Raw genomic sequence first — 13,801 nt, 5'->3', positions numbered from 1 at the left:
ACCCAAGGTGATCAGGTCGAGTTCATCCACGAAGACATCGACAACGCGCACCGGATTAGTGTCGCTGACGTAATCGTCCAGGCTCTCGGGGAGCAGGGTCCTTTGACCTCGGTGTTCACCTTGAATGAAGCGTTTCATGGGCAGCCCTTGCGATGAAATCCGGGGCAATCATAGCAAGGGTTGGCTTTGGCGTTTTGACACACTCTGGGTCGCACGCTGCCCTTCGCGACAGGCACCGATCGGCCAAAAGTAGACGGTGGGCGGAGCGATCAGCAAATGAGCAGTTATGCTTGGATGGTTGTTGGAACTGATCAGCGTGCTGCCGCCACTTAGCTTAATCGTTAGATATCCTACGCAAAAATCAATCCTCGTTAATAACTGGCGCCGAACCCTCTGGAGCACTTAGGTAAGCCAAGACACTGGAAATAGCCTCTACTGTCTTCTGATCCACTTTAACTCCGCCTTGCCCTCTTTAAAAAGAAAGCAGAAACGCAAAGCGCAAAAAAACCGACGATACCGTATACCCAACAACTATTTCTCTTACCTCTAGCCAACCGTTCCTCGGACATCGCCCTACTGATAATTTCTTTCCCTTCCACCACCAAAACGACCAATTTCCGCTGCTCTATTGCAGGAAATATTTTTTGGTCATACCAGAAACACTTGCATGCCTGCCCAACAAACCAGAGCTTTTTTGCTTTGTGATACATGTAGAAAACCCTCCTAAAGTCGAAGCGCAGGTAAACCAATACACATATTCACCATCGGTGATTTTCGTCATAAGCTTACGTCCGACTCTTTCCTCCGAAAGCACACCTGACGACTCATTCAACTTATTTGGAATCTGTGCCGAGGACTGATACCACAACATAACAGCCACAATTACTAAATAACCAACAAAACTAATTATCGCAAAATTTCTAGAGGCTTCCCTAGAACGATTTGATGCATCAGTACCCATTCTTTTCTCCACCACCAAAATAAGAATGCTTCGACTTTCACCGTAACTGGCTGTCCGGCATGTACAACTCCGATGTCTTTTTTCCAGCATAGCTTCAATTTCAACCGGTGATCCTTGGGCACGATCACCATCAACGGTTAAGCCGCTGTCACTACGCCCCCGGCTGCCCGACTTGGGTCGCACGATGCCCTTCGAGACAGGCACCGATCGGCCAAAGGCGGTCACTCACCTAGAGCCAAATGGGCAGAATGCTCAATCACTAGGTAATCTTCTAGTCGTCTCAGCGTACGCGTACTGGGAGGAGCACCTAAGAATCGAAATRGGTAAGGCAAAGGGTGTTATACCCACTGACGCACGTAATACTGATAAAGTTCGAGATATCCTTAACCGAGAGGTGGTRAGCGACTTCTGGGGTGATCTGCGCCACTTGAGAAACTCAATAGTCCACTCGCATGGTGTCGCTAGCAGCGAAGTGGCCAAGTGCAAGGTCATTACTTGGTTCAAGCCGGGCGAAAAAATAGCGCTCAATTACCAAATGGTTCGGGCGTTGTTCATCTGCATGGGGACTTATCGCAATGAGGTTCACAAAATGCAGTTTCCGCCGAGGTTCATTCAAATACCTCCCCACGGCTGCTAACCATTCGCTGCAGGCGCGACGGATCTGGCGGGCCGCGGCCTGAGCTCATACGCTAGTGTCCACTTTGGATTGCAGTCGGTCACGAGAGCTTGAATTAGCAGCTTTTGCGGTGATGGATTGGCCGTACTGAACCTCCGCCCCCGTCAAACAAAGGCTTTCATGGACATCTCAAATCTCCCGTACCACTTTCGCACCACTTCGCTCCGCCATCGCATTTCAATTTCTATCTCTCCATTCGTGTAGCAAATTTTGAGCGATGCGCTCAGGTTCCAGTTACGAGCACTGTCGCTGCTATGCTTGGGCTTTCTCGAAAGGAGTCATTAATCATGTCAAGCGAGTACTCACTATCGGATGTCTTGGGAAGGATCTACAACAATCAACTGGCCATAGAAGCAGCCGTGATGGAACTGACGCTGTGGGTAGAGAAGCAGGGAGCGGAAGACGTAGGTGATAATGTCCGCGGGGCGCTTCATACGATTGGAGAAAATGCAGGCCATATCAATCAAGGCCTAGCGCGGCTGAAGGGAGCAGATTTCGGTTTGCGCTGAATATTTGCGGCCCCCTCTTCGTCGCGTACTCATACCTGGGCTACCGAAATGAAAAACCGTCTACTTGTCACCAAACAACGTCCCGTCCATTCGTATGCCGAGCTTTGGCACGCATCCTATTGTGTTCTCAATGTCGGGCTGAATAATCCAGCCGGTTGTGCATGGCAGTTTTTGTCCAGCACAGTGCTTACGGCCTTTACCTTCGAGGCTTATCTAAATCACATTGGTCCCAGAGTACTCAACGATTGGGAGGAGAAAGAAAAGCTTCCGCTCTGGTCCAAATTCAAGCACCTACGCAAGGCATTAGATGTCCAGTTCCCCCAAGGCAAAGGGGCTCGCCCGCTGAAAACCATTGCCGAACTGTTTTCTTTTCGAAATACCCTTGCCCATGGCAGATCTTGTGAGCTCACGAGCGAGGAACATATTTCGGTTATCGAATTCGAAAAGCAGCACAGCGATCTTGTTGAGTCACAACTGCATACTGATTGGGAAACTCGTATCCGAACATCGGCGTTTGCACAGCTCGTGAGGGATGACGTTGAGATTGTGATTCGAGCACTGCATGCGGCCCGAAACGACGACGATGACATATTGTTCAATTCAGGCATCGGATCTCATTCAGCCACACTCGACGTGACATAGCGCATAGCCGCTCCAGGGGAGTGAGGGGCATTTTGTCGTAGCGCCCCCCCACATGAAGGTACTTCCTTTCCCAACCACACACTCTCTCGCTGCCAGCTTCCCAAGCTGATAACGAGGGTTCGATTCCCTTCACCCGCTCCACTATTTTCAAGGCCTGTACCCCCAGTAAAATCGGGCTCCAGCCCCATCGCCTACCCAGTATTACTCATATCGCTCTTTTAGAAATGCTCTCCCCGTACGTAAGAATAATTCTCAATATAAAGGGTTTTTCACGAGGTACCTAGTCGGGCTAAGGAATCAGCCCCTCGTGGATTGCCGACTGTCGGCAAACGTACAGTCATCTGCGTTACGTGTAGACAACTGATACACGCTATGGAATGATCTGTTTCGGGGAAAAACTCCCCCTACCCAGAAAGCAAAAAAACTCAAAACTCAAAACTCAAAACTCAAAACACTCAAAACACTCAAAACACTCAAAATTGCCAGAGGTAGTCAGCCATGAATCGTCCAACCAGCCGAGCAACAACGAAATGAACCTAAGGAGATAAGCCACCAACCACCACGAAGACCAAGGAAAAGACCATGACAAGCTCTCTATTGCGTGCGGAATCCGCTGCAACGGAAAAAACCAAATCCGTCCCGCTCAACATGCGGGTCGATTTTAAGAAACGAGACTTAATCGATGTGGCCGCAGCCATTTCGGGGAGTGATCGAACCAGCTTCATCCTGGATGCTGCTTGTAAAAAGGCAGAGGAAGTCATTCTGGATCAACGCCTGTTCGTCCTTGCTGACGATGACTTCGACGCTTTCGAGCAAGCCTTACAGAATAATCCCGTAAGGAGTAATAAATGCGTCCAGAAGCTGCTGAACAGACCCTCTCGCTGGAGCTGAGTGCACCGGTAAAGCTGAATGAGACCCACAATGTGGATCCGTTCGATTGTGGTGAGGAGTCCATCAACGAGTATTTGAAGAAAAAGGCAATCAAAGCCCAAGCTTCTAAGACCGCCACCGTGCTTGTCACTTGCCTCAAAGGTACGAATACCGTTGTCGGCTATTACACCTTGTCGAACGGGACGATAATGCGGGCAGACGTCGTACCCAAAAAAGCACAGCGCAACTCGCCCCAACAGCACCCGATCACAGTCCTGGGTCGCATGGGGGTGTGTAAGACGCTCCAGGGTACCGGACTGTCGCTAGACCTGATCCAGGATGCCGTTCTTCGTGCGCTTGCCGCCTCTGAAGAAGTTGCATCAACGGCACTCGTAGTCCATCCACTTAATGATCAGTTGGTGGGGCTTTACGAAAAGGCCGGATTTCTTCGCTGCCCGCAAATTTCTCCAATCACGATGATGCTTCCTTTCACCTGATTGGTACCGCACAGCGACTGGCCGCACTCAGCTGCGGCCGGTAAAACTCTCCTCCATGTTCTCATTGTCATCTGCTGAGGCATTAACACAACGGGCGAGCCATGTAGTGCAGAGTGTTTGGCTACGTATTGAAAGCAACTGAAATGACGAAGAAGCCCAGTCGACATGGCTTTTTGAATCGCCCCACATTTCGTAGACACCTCCAAGCCTCAACGGAGGCCTGCTAAGACACTGCGGAACAGTCCGCTTTTGGCCGATATCAGCCCTTAACGAAGGGCTATATTGGGTCAATTTCTGCCGGTGGCTCCTGGCAGAAATCGGCCATTTCCGGTCAGTCGTGACAGATACAAGCTCGCCAGCAGCGCTTACTGCGGCTCCAGATCGTTGCCATGAGTGGGTAGCCGCGTCTTATGTGGGGATTGCGATATTGGCGGTAAAAAACTCCAAAGAACGCACGCCGGCGCGCTCACCGGCATGACTGACCAGCGCCGGGACTGGCGCCGTGACCGAGCCCATAAGGAGAAGTCCGATCATGGCAGATCGATACCCAGACGATCCTTGAGCACTTGTTTGCCGTAGGCCTTGCCTATTTCCAGCATCACCGCCAGGCTCACCCCGCCAGCTTTTTCTGCGCCGGCTTTGGTCAGACGCCAAACCTCACGATCTCGAATGGTGTCGAGGAACTCGTGGCCCCTGATGGTCAGCCGTTTTGGCCGCCAATCAAAGTCACTCATCGAACAAAGGTCTTGCGCCACGATGAACCCGGCCTCGTGCAGCAGCATGACGTGATAGGAGACTTCATCCTCGCCGTGGTTTTCGATGGCGAGGTCAATCCAGGAGTCAGGGGTTTTGTCGCTGGCTTCGATGGCCAGCAGAATTTCGCGCACCAGGTCTTTGTCGAGCTTCATCGAGGATCCCCCTTCCTATTTGTGACAAAGGACATTATCAAATATAGATACGTGGGCGCATGAACATTCAGTGGCGACTATCGCAAAAGACGGAAGAAGAAGCGGCATCGGTAACGATGCGGTTAGAATTTAGACCCTGCACAATGGGGGAGAGATCGGGTCACGTTTTTAGCGAAATGACTGACCATGATGAGATAAATACGCAACGGAGTTACTTATGATCCAGAAAGCATTAACAGCTGGATTCAGAACTCGTATGAATGATTTGGCAAAAGCCATCTTAGGCAAGTAGTAACTAGCTCCCATAGCCTGCCTATCATCATATGGTGGGCACAGTCAGAGATAGTTCAACAGGGAAGAAATATGACAGAAGCAGAAACCCACGGCTCTATCTTCATTTCATACGCATGGGGCAACGGATTAGAAAACAAGGAGTGGGTGCGACAGAGCATAGTTGCCAATCTCAATTGGCTGCATGACGTGTTCTGGGACCGTGACAGTATTGCATTTGGCGAGTCAATCGACGGCGCAATTTCCAAAGCGCTGGCCAAGCGTCCGGTACTGGTTCTGTGCTTGTGTGACCAGGACTACCTGAATGCCGCTCACCGAGTGGGATCAGGTTTGTTCCGTGAGCTGAAAATGCTGTCCAAGATCACCGACGAGCCGGGCGTCAGGATTGTTCCACTAATCCTTGAAGCTGACTGCATTGAACGGCTGCCTGAACCCTTAATTGGCCGCGCTTACCTGAACCTGCAGCCCTTACATCAACTGAACCTCAATATCGGGATTGCAGTGCTGGGTGTTGCCGAAGGACTGAGCCAGGCGCAGGTGCAAAACGAGATCAACGATCAGTTGGCAACGTTCAAATTACGCCAGCGTAGCCTCAACTATTTGCAGCAGCGCCCCCTGACGATTTGGGGAAATGGGCGCAATCATGAGGTCACCGTATATCCGCAAGGGGCTGCTCCCTACCTTCTCCAGCCTCCTCAGTGGATGTGGGAAAGCGATAGCTGGAACTACATGTTGGATGATGACTGCCCAACCTTTTGTCCTATCAAGGGGCGCTGGCATTGGGAGCTATCCACATCATCCCTAGAGATACGTCCTTTGGGTACTGCAGTGATATCGACATTCTTTCCGCAACTGACCGGTGAAGACGAACAGAAAATGCTAAATACGGGAGGCATGCTGCTGGCATCCAAGTTCTTCAAAACTGTCTTGATTGACGAGGCATTCAACTTCGATGCGGATGATCTCGTTGACTTCCTGATCAGTCGCGATGAGGGCTTCAAAGTCCTGGAGGGGCTACTGGACGCGGCAGATGCCCACGCCCAAGCAGGCTAGTGGCAAGCAAAACGTTCTCCCAGGGTGTCCCGCAGTCCTGACCCTGCGCCACAGCGAGAAAGGCCGCCCGTCGGCGAGGAGATAAGTGCGTTATGCCCAGTTTTTTTCGTGACGCAGCCGGTTTCAGCACGAAACGAGCCAGACTAGAGGCCCCATCATCTAGTAGCATTATGCTAGGCGCTTGTGCACTTGATTTGGCAAAGCGCCACCATACTCAGGCCAAGGAGCACCGATGGGCGGCATCGCACGACCCAAGCCTTCCATTGTCGACAAATACAAGAAACATAAAGTCGAGGGTGGTAGGCAATACTATTTCGACCCCAGCGAGCAGCGCTACTATTCTTGGGATTCCTTGCATGGTGAATTTGAGGTATTTGATAAGCGCGGCTACCACTTGGGTTCGGTATGCCCGCACTCGGGCGACGTAATCAAACCGCCAGTGCGCGGGCGACGGTTCAACCCAAATTAGGAAATTACGATGAGCTTCCTAGAGCTTTGCCTGAAGGGCGACCTGCTAATTGAGGAAATCGACAACTACGTCGAGGATTGGCATGAGTGCCGCGCGGGCGCGAATCAAGAGTTGCATGAGTTCTTGGGGATGAGATGGGACGAGTACTCTGCGTGGGCTAAAAACCCCTCCATTCTTTCCTACATACTTGCAGCTCGCAGGAATAAGATATCTCTTGAAGAGGAATTGGACAGAGATCGCTACGCACTCGCGGCACGCGCCAGCACGGCGTTGGAGGCACGACGCATAGCGGAATGGCTTGAGCAAGAGGTAGAGCCTTAATGGTTCCTGAAGAAAAGATGGCGGCGCGCGTCCTCAGCAACCGAAACTTAAAGCCACCGTACGACCTCGAGGCTCTCGCCAGGGAATATGGAACACTTGAGTTCAAGAGTCTGCCCTTCAGGATTGATGGAATAACCATCGGAATTGGCGAGAAAGCTAAACCGAGAATATTGATAAATAGCGAAATCAGCGAGCGTCGGCGAAAATTTACACTTGCCCATGAAATTGGACATATTGTTATTCCCTGGCATGTAGGAACGGTTGTCTCCCATCTCGAGCCCGGCGACGAGAACATGGAATACAAGCAGATGGAGATGGAAGCTAACCGGTTCGCGGCAGAGCTGCTAATGCCAAGTACGTGGATTCAGGAACGATTCGCGTGTGCTCCTACCTTTAAGGAGTTCTTCCAAGATGTGTTGAGACAGTCGGGGGCGTCCAAGGATGCAGTGTTCTTCAAGATTCTCAGGTACTTAACTGCGTCAGCCGTACTTGCTCGCTATAACGAAAATACCGATGAAGTAATCGGAATAGTTAAATCTCCAACTGCGCCCAATATTTCAACACATGGTCAGTGGGAACTTCCAAAGTTCCGCGGTCTCGATTTTGACAAGGAGGTTTTTCAGGTTGGAGGAAATCATTACGCTTCATGGGTGTTTAAGGGGAAGGATATTGACGATGTGGATCCACGAAGCTGGCGAGAAATTCTCAACGAGATCCTCGCCGAGTGTGGACTTGAACACAAGCTACAGAGCATTAACGCAATACTTGCAACAGCTTTCAACAAAAGTAAAACACATGACGAGTCTGAAATATGCGGAACAATTATCCGCTCATTCTCTACCCGATCAGAACTTCGTGACTTTCACTCCCACCCACTCTTTGAACAATACGTAGTGAAGAGAGTAAAAGAACTAAAAGATCGGCAATAGACTAGTCAGTTACATGGTAGTGCCTCAGCCATCTTAGCCCTCAGCTCCTAGGGGATATCTGCGTTTGCAATGAGCGTCTGTGGGGCTGGGGGTTGGTCCAGATGTGCGCGTTGGGATACCCTGCCTCATCGCCAGAGGAAGGCCCGGAGTGGGTTCTCGTTGTATGCCTCGGGTGGCCTCCTAGTAGGTGCATATGATGGCTGCTATTGGCCCAGAGTGTGTAAAAACGCTAGATCCCGTTTCGATCTTCAAGGCTGAGCGGCTGTCCGGCTTCGTAGCCTGATCAAGGCACGATGTCCCTTCCTGATGAGCTAAACCGCCCCAGCAACGCGCCAGATCATCGGGACACGTAAAAACAGGCCGGTTTTTAGGCCGTTAGCGCCTTCATCAAGTGATGGGTACCGATGATTTTCATGACCCGTTTCAAGTTGTAGGCGAGCACATTCAAGCTCATCTCCGCGCTCACCCCGGCCAGCTTTCGCGTCAGGAAGTGCGTTGCACCCATCCATTGTTTGAGCGTCCCGAAGGGATGCTCAACAGTCCGTTTTCGGACTCGCATCATCTCTGGTGCTTTGCTCAGCCGAAGCTGCATCTCCTCCAATACGTCTTCATGCTCCCAGCGTCGAACTCGTCGTTCCGTGCTCGGTGTGCACTGCAATTTCAACGCGCAGCCCTGGCATTTCGAACTCCAGTAACGATGCAACTTCAGGCCTTTTTCAACGTAGGAGTAGTGCCAGATCAGCGCCTCTCCAGCCGGGCAAATGTATTCGTTTTTTGCCGCGTCATAGACGAAGGCATCGTTATTGAAACGCCCGTCAGCCTTGGCTCCAGAGGTCATCGGTTTGGGCACATAGGCGGTGATGCCGGCATAGTGACAAGCCAGGATTTGTTCGCTTTTGAAATAACCTCGGTCCGCCACCACCGACAACGTTTCTGACGCTATCGCCTCGCGGGCCTGCTTGGCCATTGAACTGAGTTGATCGCGGTCGGAACCGACGTTAGTCACCTCATGTGCAACGATCAAATGGTGCTGCGTATCGACCGCTGTCTGCACGTTGTAGCCGACGATTCCTGCGCCGCGCGTCATCATGGAACGGGCGTCTGGATCGGTCAGTGAGACCTGTTTATCCGGCGACTCATTGAGCTGGCTTTCGATAGCCTGAAGCTCCTTCATTTGAGTTTTGAGCTCGGCGATTTTCTCTTCCAGCCGCGCGGCGCTGAGCTCGGAAGCTGTTGGTTCTTGCCGATCGGCAGCATCGAGTGCCGCCAGGTAACGATTGATACTCGATTCAATTTCTTCCATGCGCCGCTTCAGTTTGGCGCTGGTGAAATTGCGGTCGCGGTTGTTGACTGCTTTGAATTTACTGCCATCAATGGCGACCAGATTTTCTCCAAACAGTCCCAACTGCTGACACAGCACAACGAACTGGCGACAGACGCCTCGGATGGCCTTGCTGTTGTCTTTTCGGAAGTTGGCGATGGTCTTGAAGTCCGGCATCAAACGCCCGGTCAACCACATCAGTTCGACGTTGCGTTGAGCTTCTCGTTCCAGCCGCCGGCTCGACTGAATGCGGTTGAGATAGCCGTAGATGTAGATCTTCAGCAGGATCGCGGGGTGGTAAGCCGGCCGGCCAGTATCGGCTGGAATGGCACCTTCAAAACCCAGATTGACCAGGTCGAGTTCGTCGACGAAGACGTCGACTACCCGCACCGGATTGGTATCGCTGACGTAGTCGTCGAGGCTCTCGGGAAGTAAGGTGCCTTGGCCTCGATGTTCACCTTGGATAAAGCGCTTCATGGGCGATCCCTGCGATGAAATCCTCAGAAATCATAGCAAGGGTTCGCGGAGGCGTTTTTACACACTCTGGGCCGATTTCTGCCTGTTACTTAGGGGGCAGATTTGGGCATCATAGGAACCGATCAATTGAGTATATTTCTATGGCCGTAATACGTAATCCTCACGCACCTATTGGCAGTCCACAACCTTCTGAACAGATTGGTCGTGACGATCTACGTGAGCGGTTGCGAGTGTCTATTGAGCGCCTTCGCATTGGGCGACCAGTAAAAAGCCTCATAATTGTTGGTTTGCAAGGTGTCGGAAAGACGGTATTGCTGAATCAGTTGGCGAGGGATGCAGTTTCGTTCGGCATTCACACTGCCTATGTAGAGACATTGAAAGAACGATCCCTACTTTCAATGCTAGTCCTACAGATAAAAGCAGCACTGCTCCGCATGAGTACTGTACACGCGGCCAAAGATGCTGCTGTCAAAGCGCTCCGCGCGCTCTCAGGCTTCACAAAAACATTGAAAGAACGCTACCAAGATATTGAGATAGATTTGGATTTTCAGCCTGAGCCAGGGTTGGCCGACAACGGCGATCTCGACGGCGACTTGACCGCCTTACTGATAGAGGTTGGAGAAGCTGCGCGTCACGCAAATACCGCCCTAGTGATATTTATTGATGACCTTCAGCTCGTCATGGAGCCCGAGTTAGCCGCGCTAATAGTCGCCCTGCATCGTGTTTCGCAGGTTAGCTTGCCCTTGATAATTGTTGGTGCAGGCCCACCCGAGTTGCGAGGTAATACTGGAAATATGAGGTCCTATGCTGAACGTCTTTTTGACTATCCAGAGATTGCTTTGAGCCTAGGGTGTGAACCTGGGTCGCTTCTGCCGCCAGCTAAAGGCGCTAGTGATTGACAGGAACAGGGATTGTCCCGCCCAGGCAATCCCACTGAGGTAGGGACAAACCCTGACCTTAAGGGTGCAACCTAGCCTGAAAAGGCTTGATTTGGCGCTCCGCCAACTCTAACTCCCTTACGCGCTCCCATAGCTGGAGGTTTTGTGTAAGGACCCGATCGCGCTGCGCACGAACAGTTGCTAATTCATTCACCAAGGCCTCAAGCTTATCTTCCAAACGGTCGATCTGTTTAGAGCTTGAATGACTGCCCCCCCTATTTGCCTCTGCACGAAAGGCCTCAATCCTAGCTATTATCGGCAAATGGGCGTTACGAGATTTCTTGAGATAGCCACGATCAAATCCGGCTTCGAGACTTACAACGCTCGCCGTGATTTTCGAAAGCGATAAGCCTACATGTTCCGCCACAATTGGCTTGCCATCGAGGAGACGCTGTAACGCCTCCTCGCACTCGAGCAAACCACGACTAACTGCTTTACCAGAATCCATACCTAAAACTCCGATTTATCGATCAAGCGCGCCTTAAAGCTCAAGAGTCGCTCAAGGTCACCATTGGTAACTTGATACTCTCCCGAACCAACAGGATAAAGCTGTAATTCGGCAGCCACAGCCTCAATGGCACTACCAACTTTTTCGGGCTTAATTATTGCTCCCTCACATGACAAACATTCGGTAAAATCACCAAGCAAAAAATAATCACATCGACCGACCTTAGAACAGCCACCTAAAAAAGTTGGCCGATAGCTAATTTCGCAATTCTCCACGCGGATCAGAGTTTCTGCCCTAACATCCTCAATACATACCTCACCACTTTGCAAACGAGCCTTCTGTTTCTCAATGTAAGACCCCGTGCCTCCGAATAAAGGTGCCTCCCTGAACAGCACATCGGACAACAGCTGATTTGCAACAGCCATCGGTATCCCCATCTGAAACTCCAAAGCAACGTGCGAACTGGGCAAGACAAACCCCTTATTTTTCGGATCGTAGTATCCAAAAATAGTCTTTAGATTTTGAAATCCATTGCTGTAATAGCGAGCCATTTCAAGGGTCACATGCTTGTATTGCGATTTCAAACTGGGCAACGAAATAAACCCGCTATTGCTACCGTAGAAAGCTAACGAGCGGCGAAACTGGTGACTTGTCAGCGGCCAAGATCGACCAACTGCAAACTCTGGTTCGCTATAAAAATCACGCTTTTTATCGGTCTGTGCTAACTCCTGCAAGTCAGACGACTCAATCCAAAGATCCTCTATCAAGGGTATTTTGTTATAATAATTTGCCAACCTTCCCACGCCAACCTCGACACTATCTATACGAAGGATAGTCGGACTTAAAAATAACGGACACTCATTACCCACATCAACTTTGTATATGCTTGCTAGCCCGCGACAAATTGCCTGAGCAACTCTTATAGCTTTAACAACTTCACTCGGCGCAAACCACGACTCTGATTTTTTGTACCCTGTAAATTTTGTCGTTGTCGACAGAACGGTGACTGTTCTCGCTAAATCACGAACCACGCCTCGATCATCAATCACCTCTTTTAGGTAGATCTCATCAGATAAACAATCATACTGCATACGCAGCACTTCTTGATCTCTCATACCTGTGTATAGGTGAATAACATTTTTAAGGATGCATTGCATTTTTAAGAGCGCAGAGCTTAGCCCTCTTTTATAAGAACACGAAAACACTCCTGAGAAAATTTTATCCAGACTATGAGTCTTAAGCGCCTCAGTCATAGACGGCCTGTAATTAGCCCTTCCGCCGGGCAACAAACTTTTCTGAACAGAATGTGCTACCCCATAAAACTCATCACCAAACTCAGATATAAATCCCTCAAAGTTCTCTACGCCTTGGTGAATCTGATCAAGCAGATCCTGAAGAACGTTTATCAGTTCCAAATAAATCCTAGTGGGGATAACCGGATGTTGATTAGTATCATGTCGACGCAATTCAAGGTCACGCGAGCTAATAACACGATAACCCAATCGATCCTCACCGATGGAAATTAAATTGGCAAGCAAAGATGAAAGCATTTGCGGAAAGTGTGGTTGCGGCATCTCAGCAATAAACGCTGCTAAATATACTGGAGTACTGAAAAGCTGCTGCAAGGACAACGCACCAACCAAAGGCTTATCGCGTTGTCTGTAACAAAACGACACAGCGCTACGCAGGACTACCCAGCGCTGCTCTATGGTCTTTGCACTCAGCCGCCCCAGACGCCCCCCTCCCGCAAAATATGCTAGACAATAAACAACATGTTTCGCCTCATCAACCAATGACTGCTGATCAGACTCTCTTAACTTAAAGAGCCTATCAAATCGTATTTTAGTGAGCCTCGTCGCTCCAAGTCGATATGGATTAAAGTCCCATATCAGCTCTTTATACGTGGCCGTTGAAGCTCCGTATTTATCTCGACACAGAACGAACTCTGGCCCGGGCTTAAAGTTTATGTCCTGCATTGCAGCATCAGGAGCAACGGCACCTAAATCGCCCATGGCAGCGAACAAACCACTTACCGCAGAGCCACTCAAAATACAACTCCCATTGTTTCATAGCGCTGCAGGCGGCGCTCCCAAAATGGTGTTAACACTCCAAGTTGAAATACTTTATGCCTCATGATAATTAGCAGTTGAGCAACAGACTCCGAGCGATTCGCCATTACCTCCAGCACAAACTCAATTCTAATGGATAAGTCTTTGTAGAGTGCTTCTGCATGATTACTGTCCTGAGCGGTGCTGCGTACAGCATTAATTACATAATGGAGACTGAGTAGCTTATGTATATCCTCTTCATCGGCGTGGCAGACATAATGAGTGCAATACAAACAGCCGTACTGATTACGGCAATTCGGCTCAATCACCGACGCTTCGGCACCGGTGATTGGTACAGGACAGCTGAACGAATCGCAATGACCCACCGCAATTGAATCAATCTGATCTGACGCAGTTGCGCTTCGTTCACGCACTATCTGAGC

At 50.4% G+C, this 13,801-nt stretch carries 15 protein-coding genes and 1 pseudogene; 9 read left to right on the top strand and 7 right to left on the bottom strand.

Annotation, left to right across the window (positions count from 1 at the left end; all coding sequences use genetic code 11):
• Together AC1DXW_RS29805 and AC1DXW_RS29800 are read right to left on the bottom strand one after the other, a co-directional pair.
• Nucleotides 1–138 (bottom strand): hypothetical protein (locus AC1DXW_RS29805; protein WP_477760827.1); only part of this gene is annotated, 138 nt, incomplete at its 3' end.
• A 487-nt stretch (nt 139–625) separates the two neighbouring features.
• The gene (locus AC1DXW_RS29800; RefSeq protein WP_477756958.1) at nt 626–961 is read right to left on the bottom strand and encodes a hypothetical protein; all 336 of its coding nucleotides are present in this window, start codon (nt 959–961) and stop codon (nt 626–628) included.
• A gap of 963 nt (nt 962–1,924) precedes the next feature.
• Between AC1DXW_RS29800 and AC1DXW_RS29795 the strand changes: the two genes are divergently transcribed.
• The 4 genes from AC1DXW_RS29795 to AC1DXW_RS29780 all read left to right on the top strand — a co-directional run bounded on the left by AC1DXW_RS29795 (nt 1,925) and on the right by AC1DXW_RS29780 (nt 4,155).
• Entirely contained in the window at nt 1,925–2,146 is a 222-nt protein-coding gene (locus AC1DXW_RS29795; RefSeq protein ID WP_477760826.1) for a hypothetical protein, read from the top strand.
• A gap of 48 nt (nt 2,147–2,194) precedes the next feature.
• Nucleotides 2,195–2,788, top strand: coding sequence for a hypothetical protein (locus tag AC1DXW_RS29790; protein ID WP_477760825.1), 594 nt, complete (start codon nt 2,195–2,197; stop codon nt 2,786–2,788).
• 582 nt (nt 2,789–3,370) lie between these two features.
• Entirely contained in the window at nt 3,371–3,679 is a 309-nt protein-coding gene (locus tag AC1DXW_RS29785; protein ID WP_154946804.1) for a type II toxin-antitoxin system TacA family antitoxin, read from the top strand.
• Nucleotides 3,637–4,155 (top strand): N-acetyltransferase, encoded by a 519-nt coding sequence (locus AC1DXW_RS29780; RefSeq protein ID WP_477760824.1) that lies wholly within the window; start codon nt 3,637–3,639, stop codon nt 4,153–4,155. The genes AC1DXW_RS29785 and AC1DXW_RS29780 overlap by 43 nt, the downstream gene beginning before the upstream one ends.
• A 530-nt stretch (nt 4,156–4,685) precedes the next feature.
• Here AC1DXW_RS29780 and AC1DXW_RS29775 read toward each other — a convergent pair.
• Nucleotides 4,686–5,063, bottom strand: coding sequence for a DUF2513 domain-containing protein (locus AC1DXW_RS29775; RefSeq protein WP_477760823.1), 378 nt, complete (start codon nt 5,061–5,063; stop codon nt 4,686–4,688).
• Between the two features lie 363 nt (nt 5,064–5,426).
• Here AC1DXW_RS29775 and AC1DXW_RS29770 point away from each other — a divergent pair, with 363 nt between their 5' ends.
• The 4 genes from AC1DXW_RS29770 to AC1DXW_RS29755 all read left to right on the top strand — a co-directional run bounded on the left by AC1DXW_RS29770 (nt 5,427) and on the right by AC1DXW_RS29755 (nt 8,126).
• Nucleotides 5,427–6,407 carry a toll/interleukin-1 receptor domain-containing protein gene (locus AC1DXW_RS29770; protein WP_477756721.1) on the top strand — a complete coding sequence of 327 codons (981 nt, stop codon included), beginning with the start codon at nt 5,427–5,429 and terminating at the stop codon, nt 6,405–6,407.
• A gap of 232 nt (nt 6,408–6,639) precedes the next feature.
• Nucleotides 6,640–6,876 carry a colicin E3/pyocin S6 family cytotoxin gene (locus AC1DXW_RS29765; RefSeq protein ID WP_477756720.1) on the top strand — a complete coding sequence of 79 codons (237 nt, stop codon included), beginning with the start codon at nt 6,640–6,642 and terminating at the stop codon, nt 6,874–6,876.
• Nucleotides 6,877–6,885: 9 nt separating this feature from the next.
• Nucleotides 6,886–7,197, top strand: coding sequence for a hypothetical protein (locus AC1DXW_RS29760; protein WP_477756719.1), 312 nt, complete (start codon nt 6,886–6,888; stop codon nt 7,195–7,197).
• Nucleotides 7,197–8,126 (top strand): ImmA/IrrE family metallo-endopeptidase, encoded by a 930-nt coding sequence (locus AC1DXW_RS29755; protein WP_477760822.1) that lies wholly within the window; start codon nt 7,197–7,199, stop codon nt 8,124–8,126. Before AC1DXW_RS29760 ends, AC1DXW_RS29755 begins: the two co-directional genes overlap by 1 nt.
• Before the next feature lie 367 nt (nt 8,127–8,493).
• Here AC1DXW_RS29755 and AC1DXW_RS29750 read toward each other — a convergent pair whose 3' ends face one another.
• Nucleotides 8,494–9,924 carry an IS1182 family transposase gene (locus AC1DXW_RS29750; RefSeq protein ID WP_477760821.1) on the bottom strand — a complete coding sequence of 477 codons (1,431 nt, stop codon included), beginning with the start codon at nt 9,922–9,924 and terminating at the stop codon, nt 8,494–8,496.
• A 140-nt stretch (nt 9,925–10,064) separates the two neighbouring features.
• Between AC1DXW_RS29750 and AC1DXW_RS29745 the strand changes: the two genes are divergently transcribed.
• Nucleotides 10,065–10,823: an ATP-binding protein gene (locus tag AC1DXW_RS29745; protein ID WP_477756885.1), complete on the top strand. Its 759-nt coding sequence runs from the start codon at nt 10,065–10,067 to the stop codon at nt 10,821–10,823.
• A 58-nt stretch (nt 10,824–10,881) separates the two neighbouring features.
• On the opposite strand, the gene AC1DXW_RS29740 is transcribed toward AC1DXW_RS29745, so the two are convergent.
• The 3 genes and pseudogenes from AC1DXW_RS29740 to AC1DXW_RS29730 all read right to left on the bottom strand — a co-directional run.
• The gene (locus AC1DXW_RS29740; protein WP_477756884.1) at nt 10,882–11,310 is read right to left on the bottom strand and encodes a hypothetical protein; all 429 of its coding nucleotides are present in this window, start codon (nt 11,308–11,310) and stop codon (nt 10,882–10,884) included.
• A 2-nt stretch (nt 11,311–11,312) separates the two neighbouring features.
• Complete coding sequence (locus tag AC1DXW_RS29735) at nt 11,313–13,358, bottom strand: integrase (RefSeq protein ID WP_477760820.1); 2,046 nt, start codon at nt 13,356–13,358, stop codon at nt 11,313–11,315.
• A pseudogene (locus AC1DXW_RS29730) lies at nt 13,355–13,801 on the bottom strand (hypothetical protein); the annotation flags it as partial. The gene AC1DXW_RS29735 and the pseudogene AC1DXW_RS29730, both read right to left, overlap by 4 nt.

Source organism: Pseudomonas sp. P4_C4 (assembly GCF_056402055.1).
Note: the sequence above shows the minus strand (reverse complement) of the source record. Positions and strands in the feature narration are given on the sequence as shown.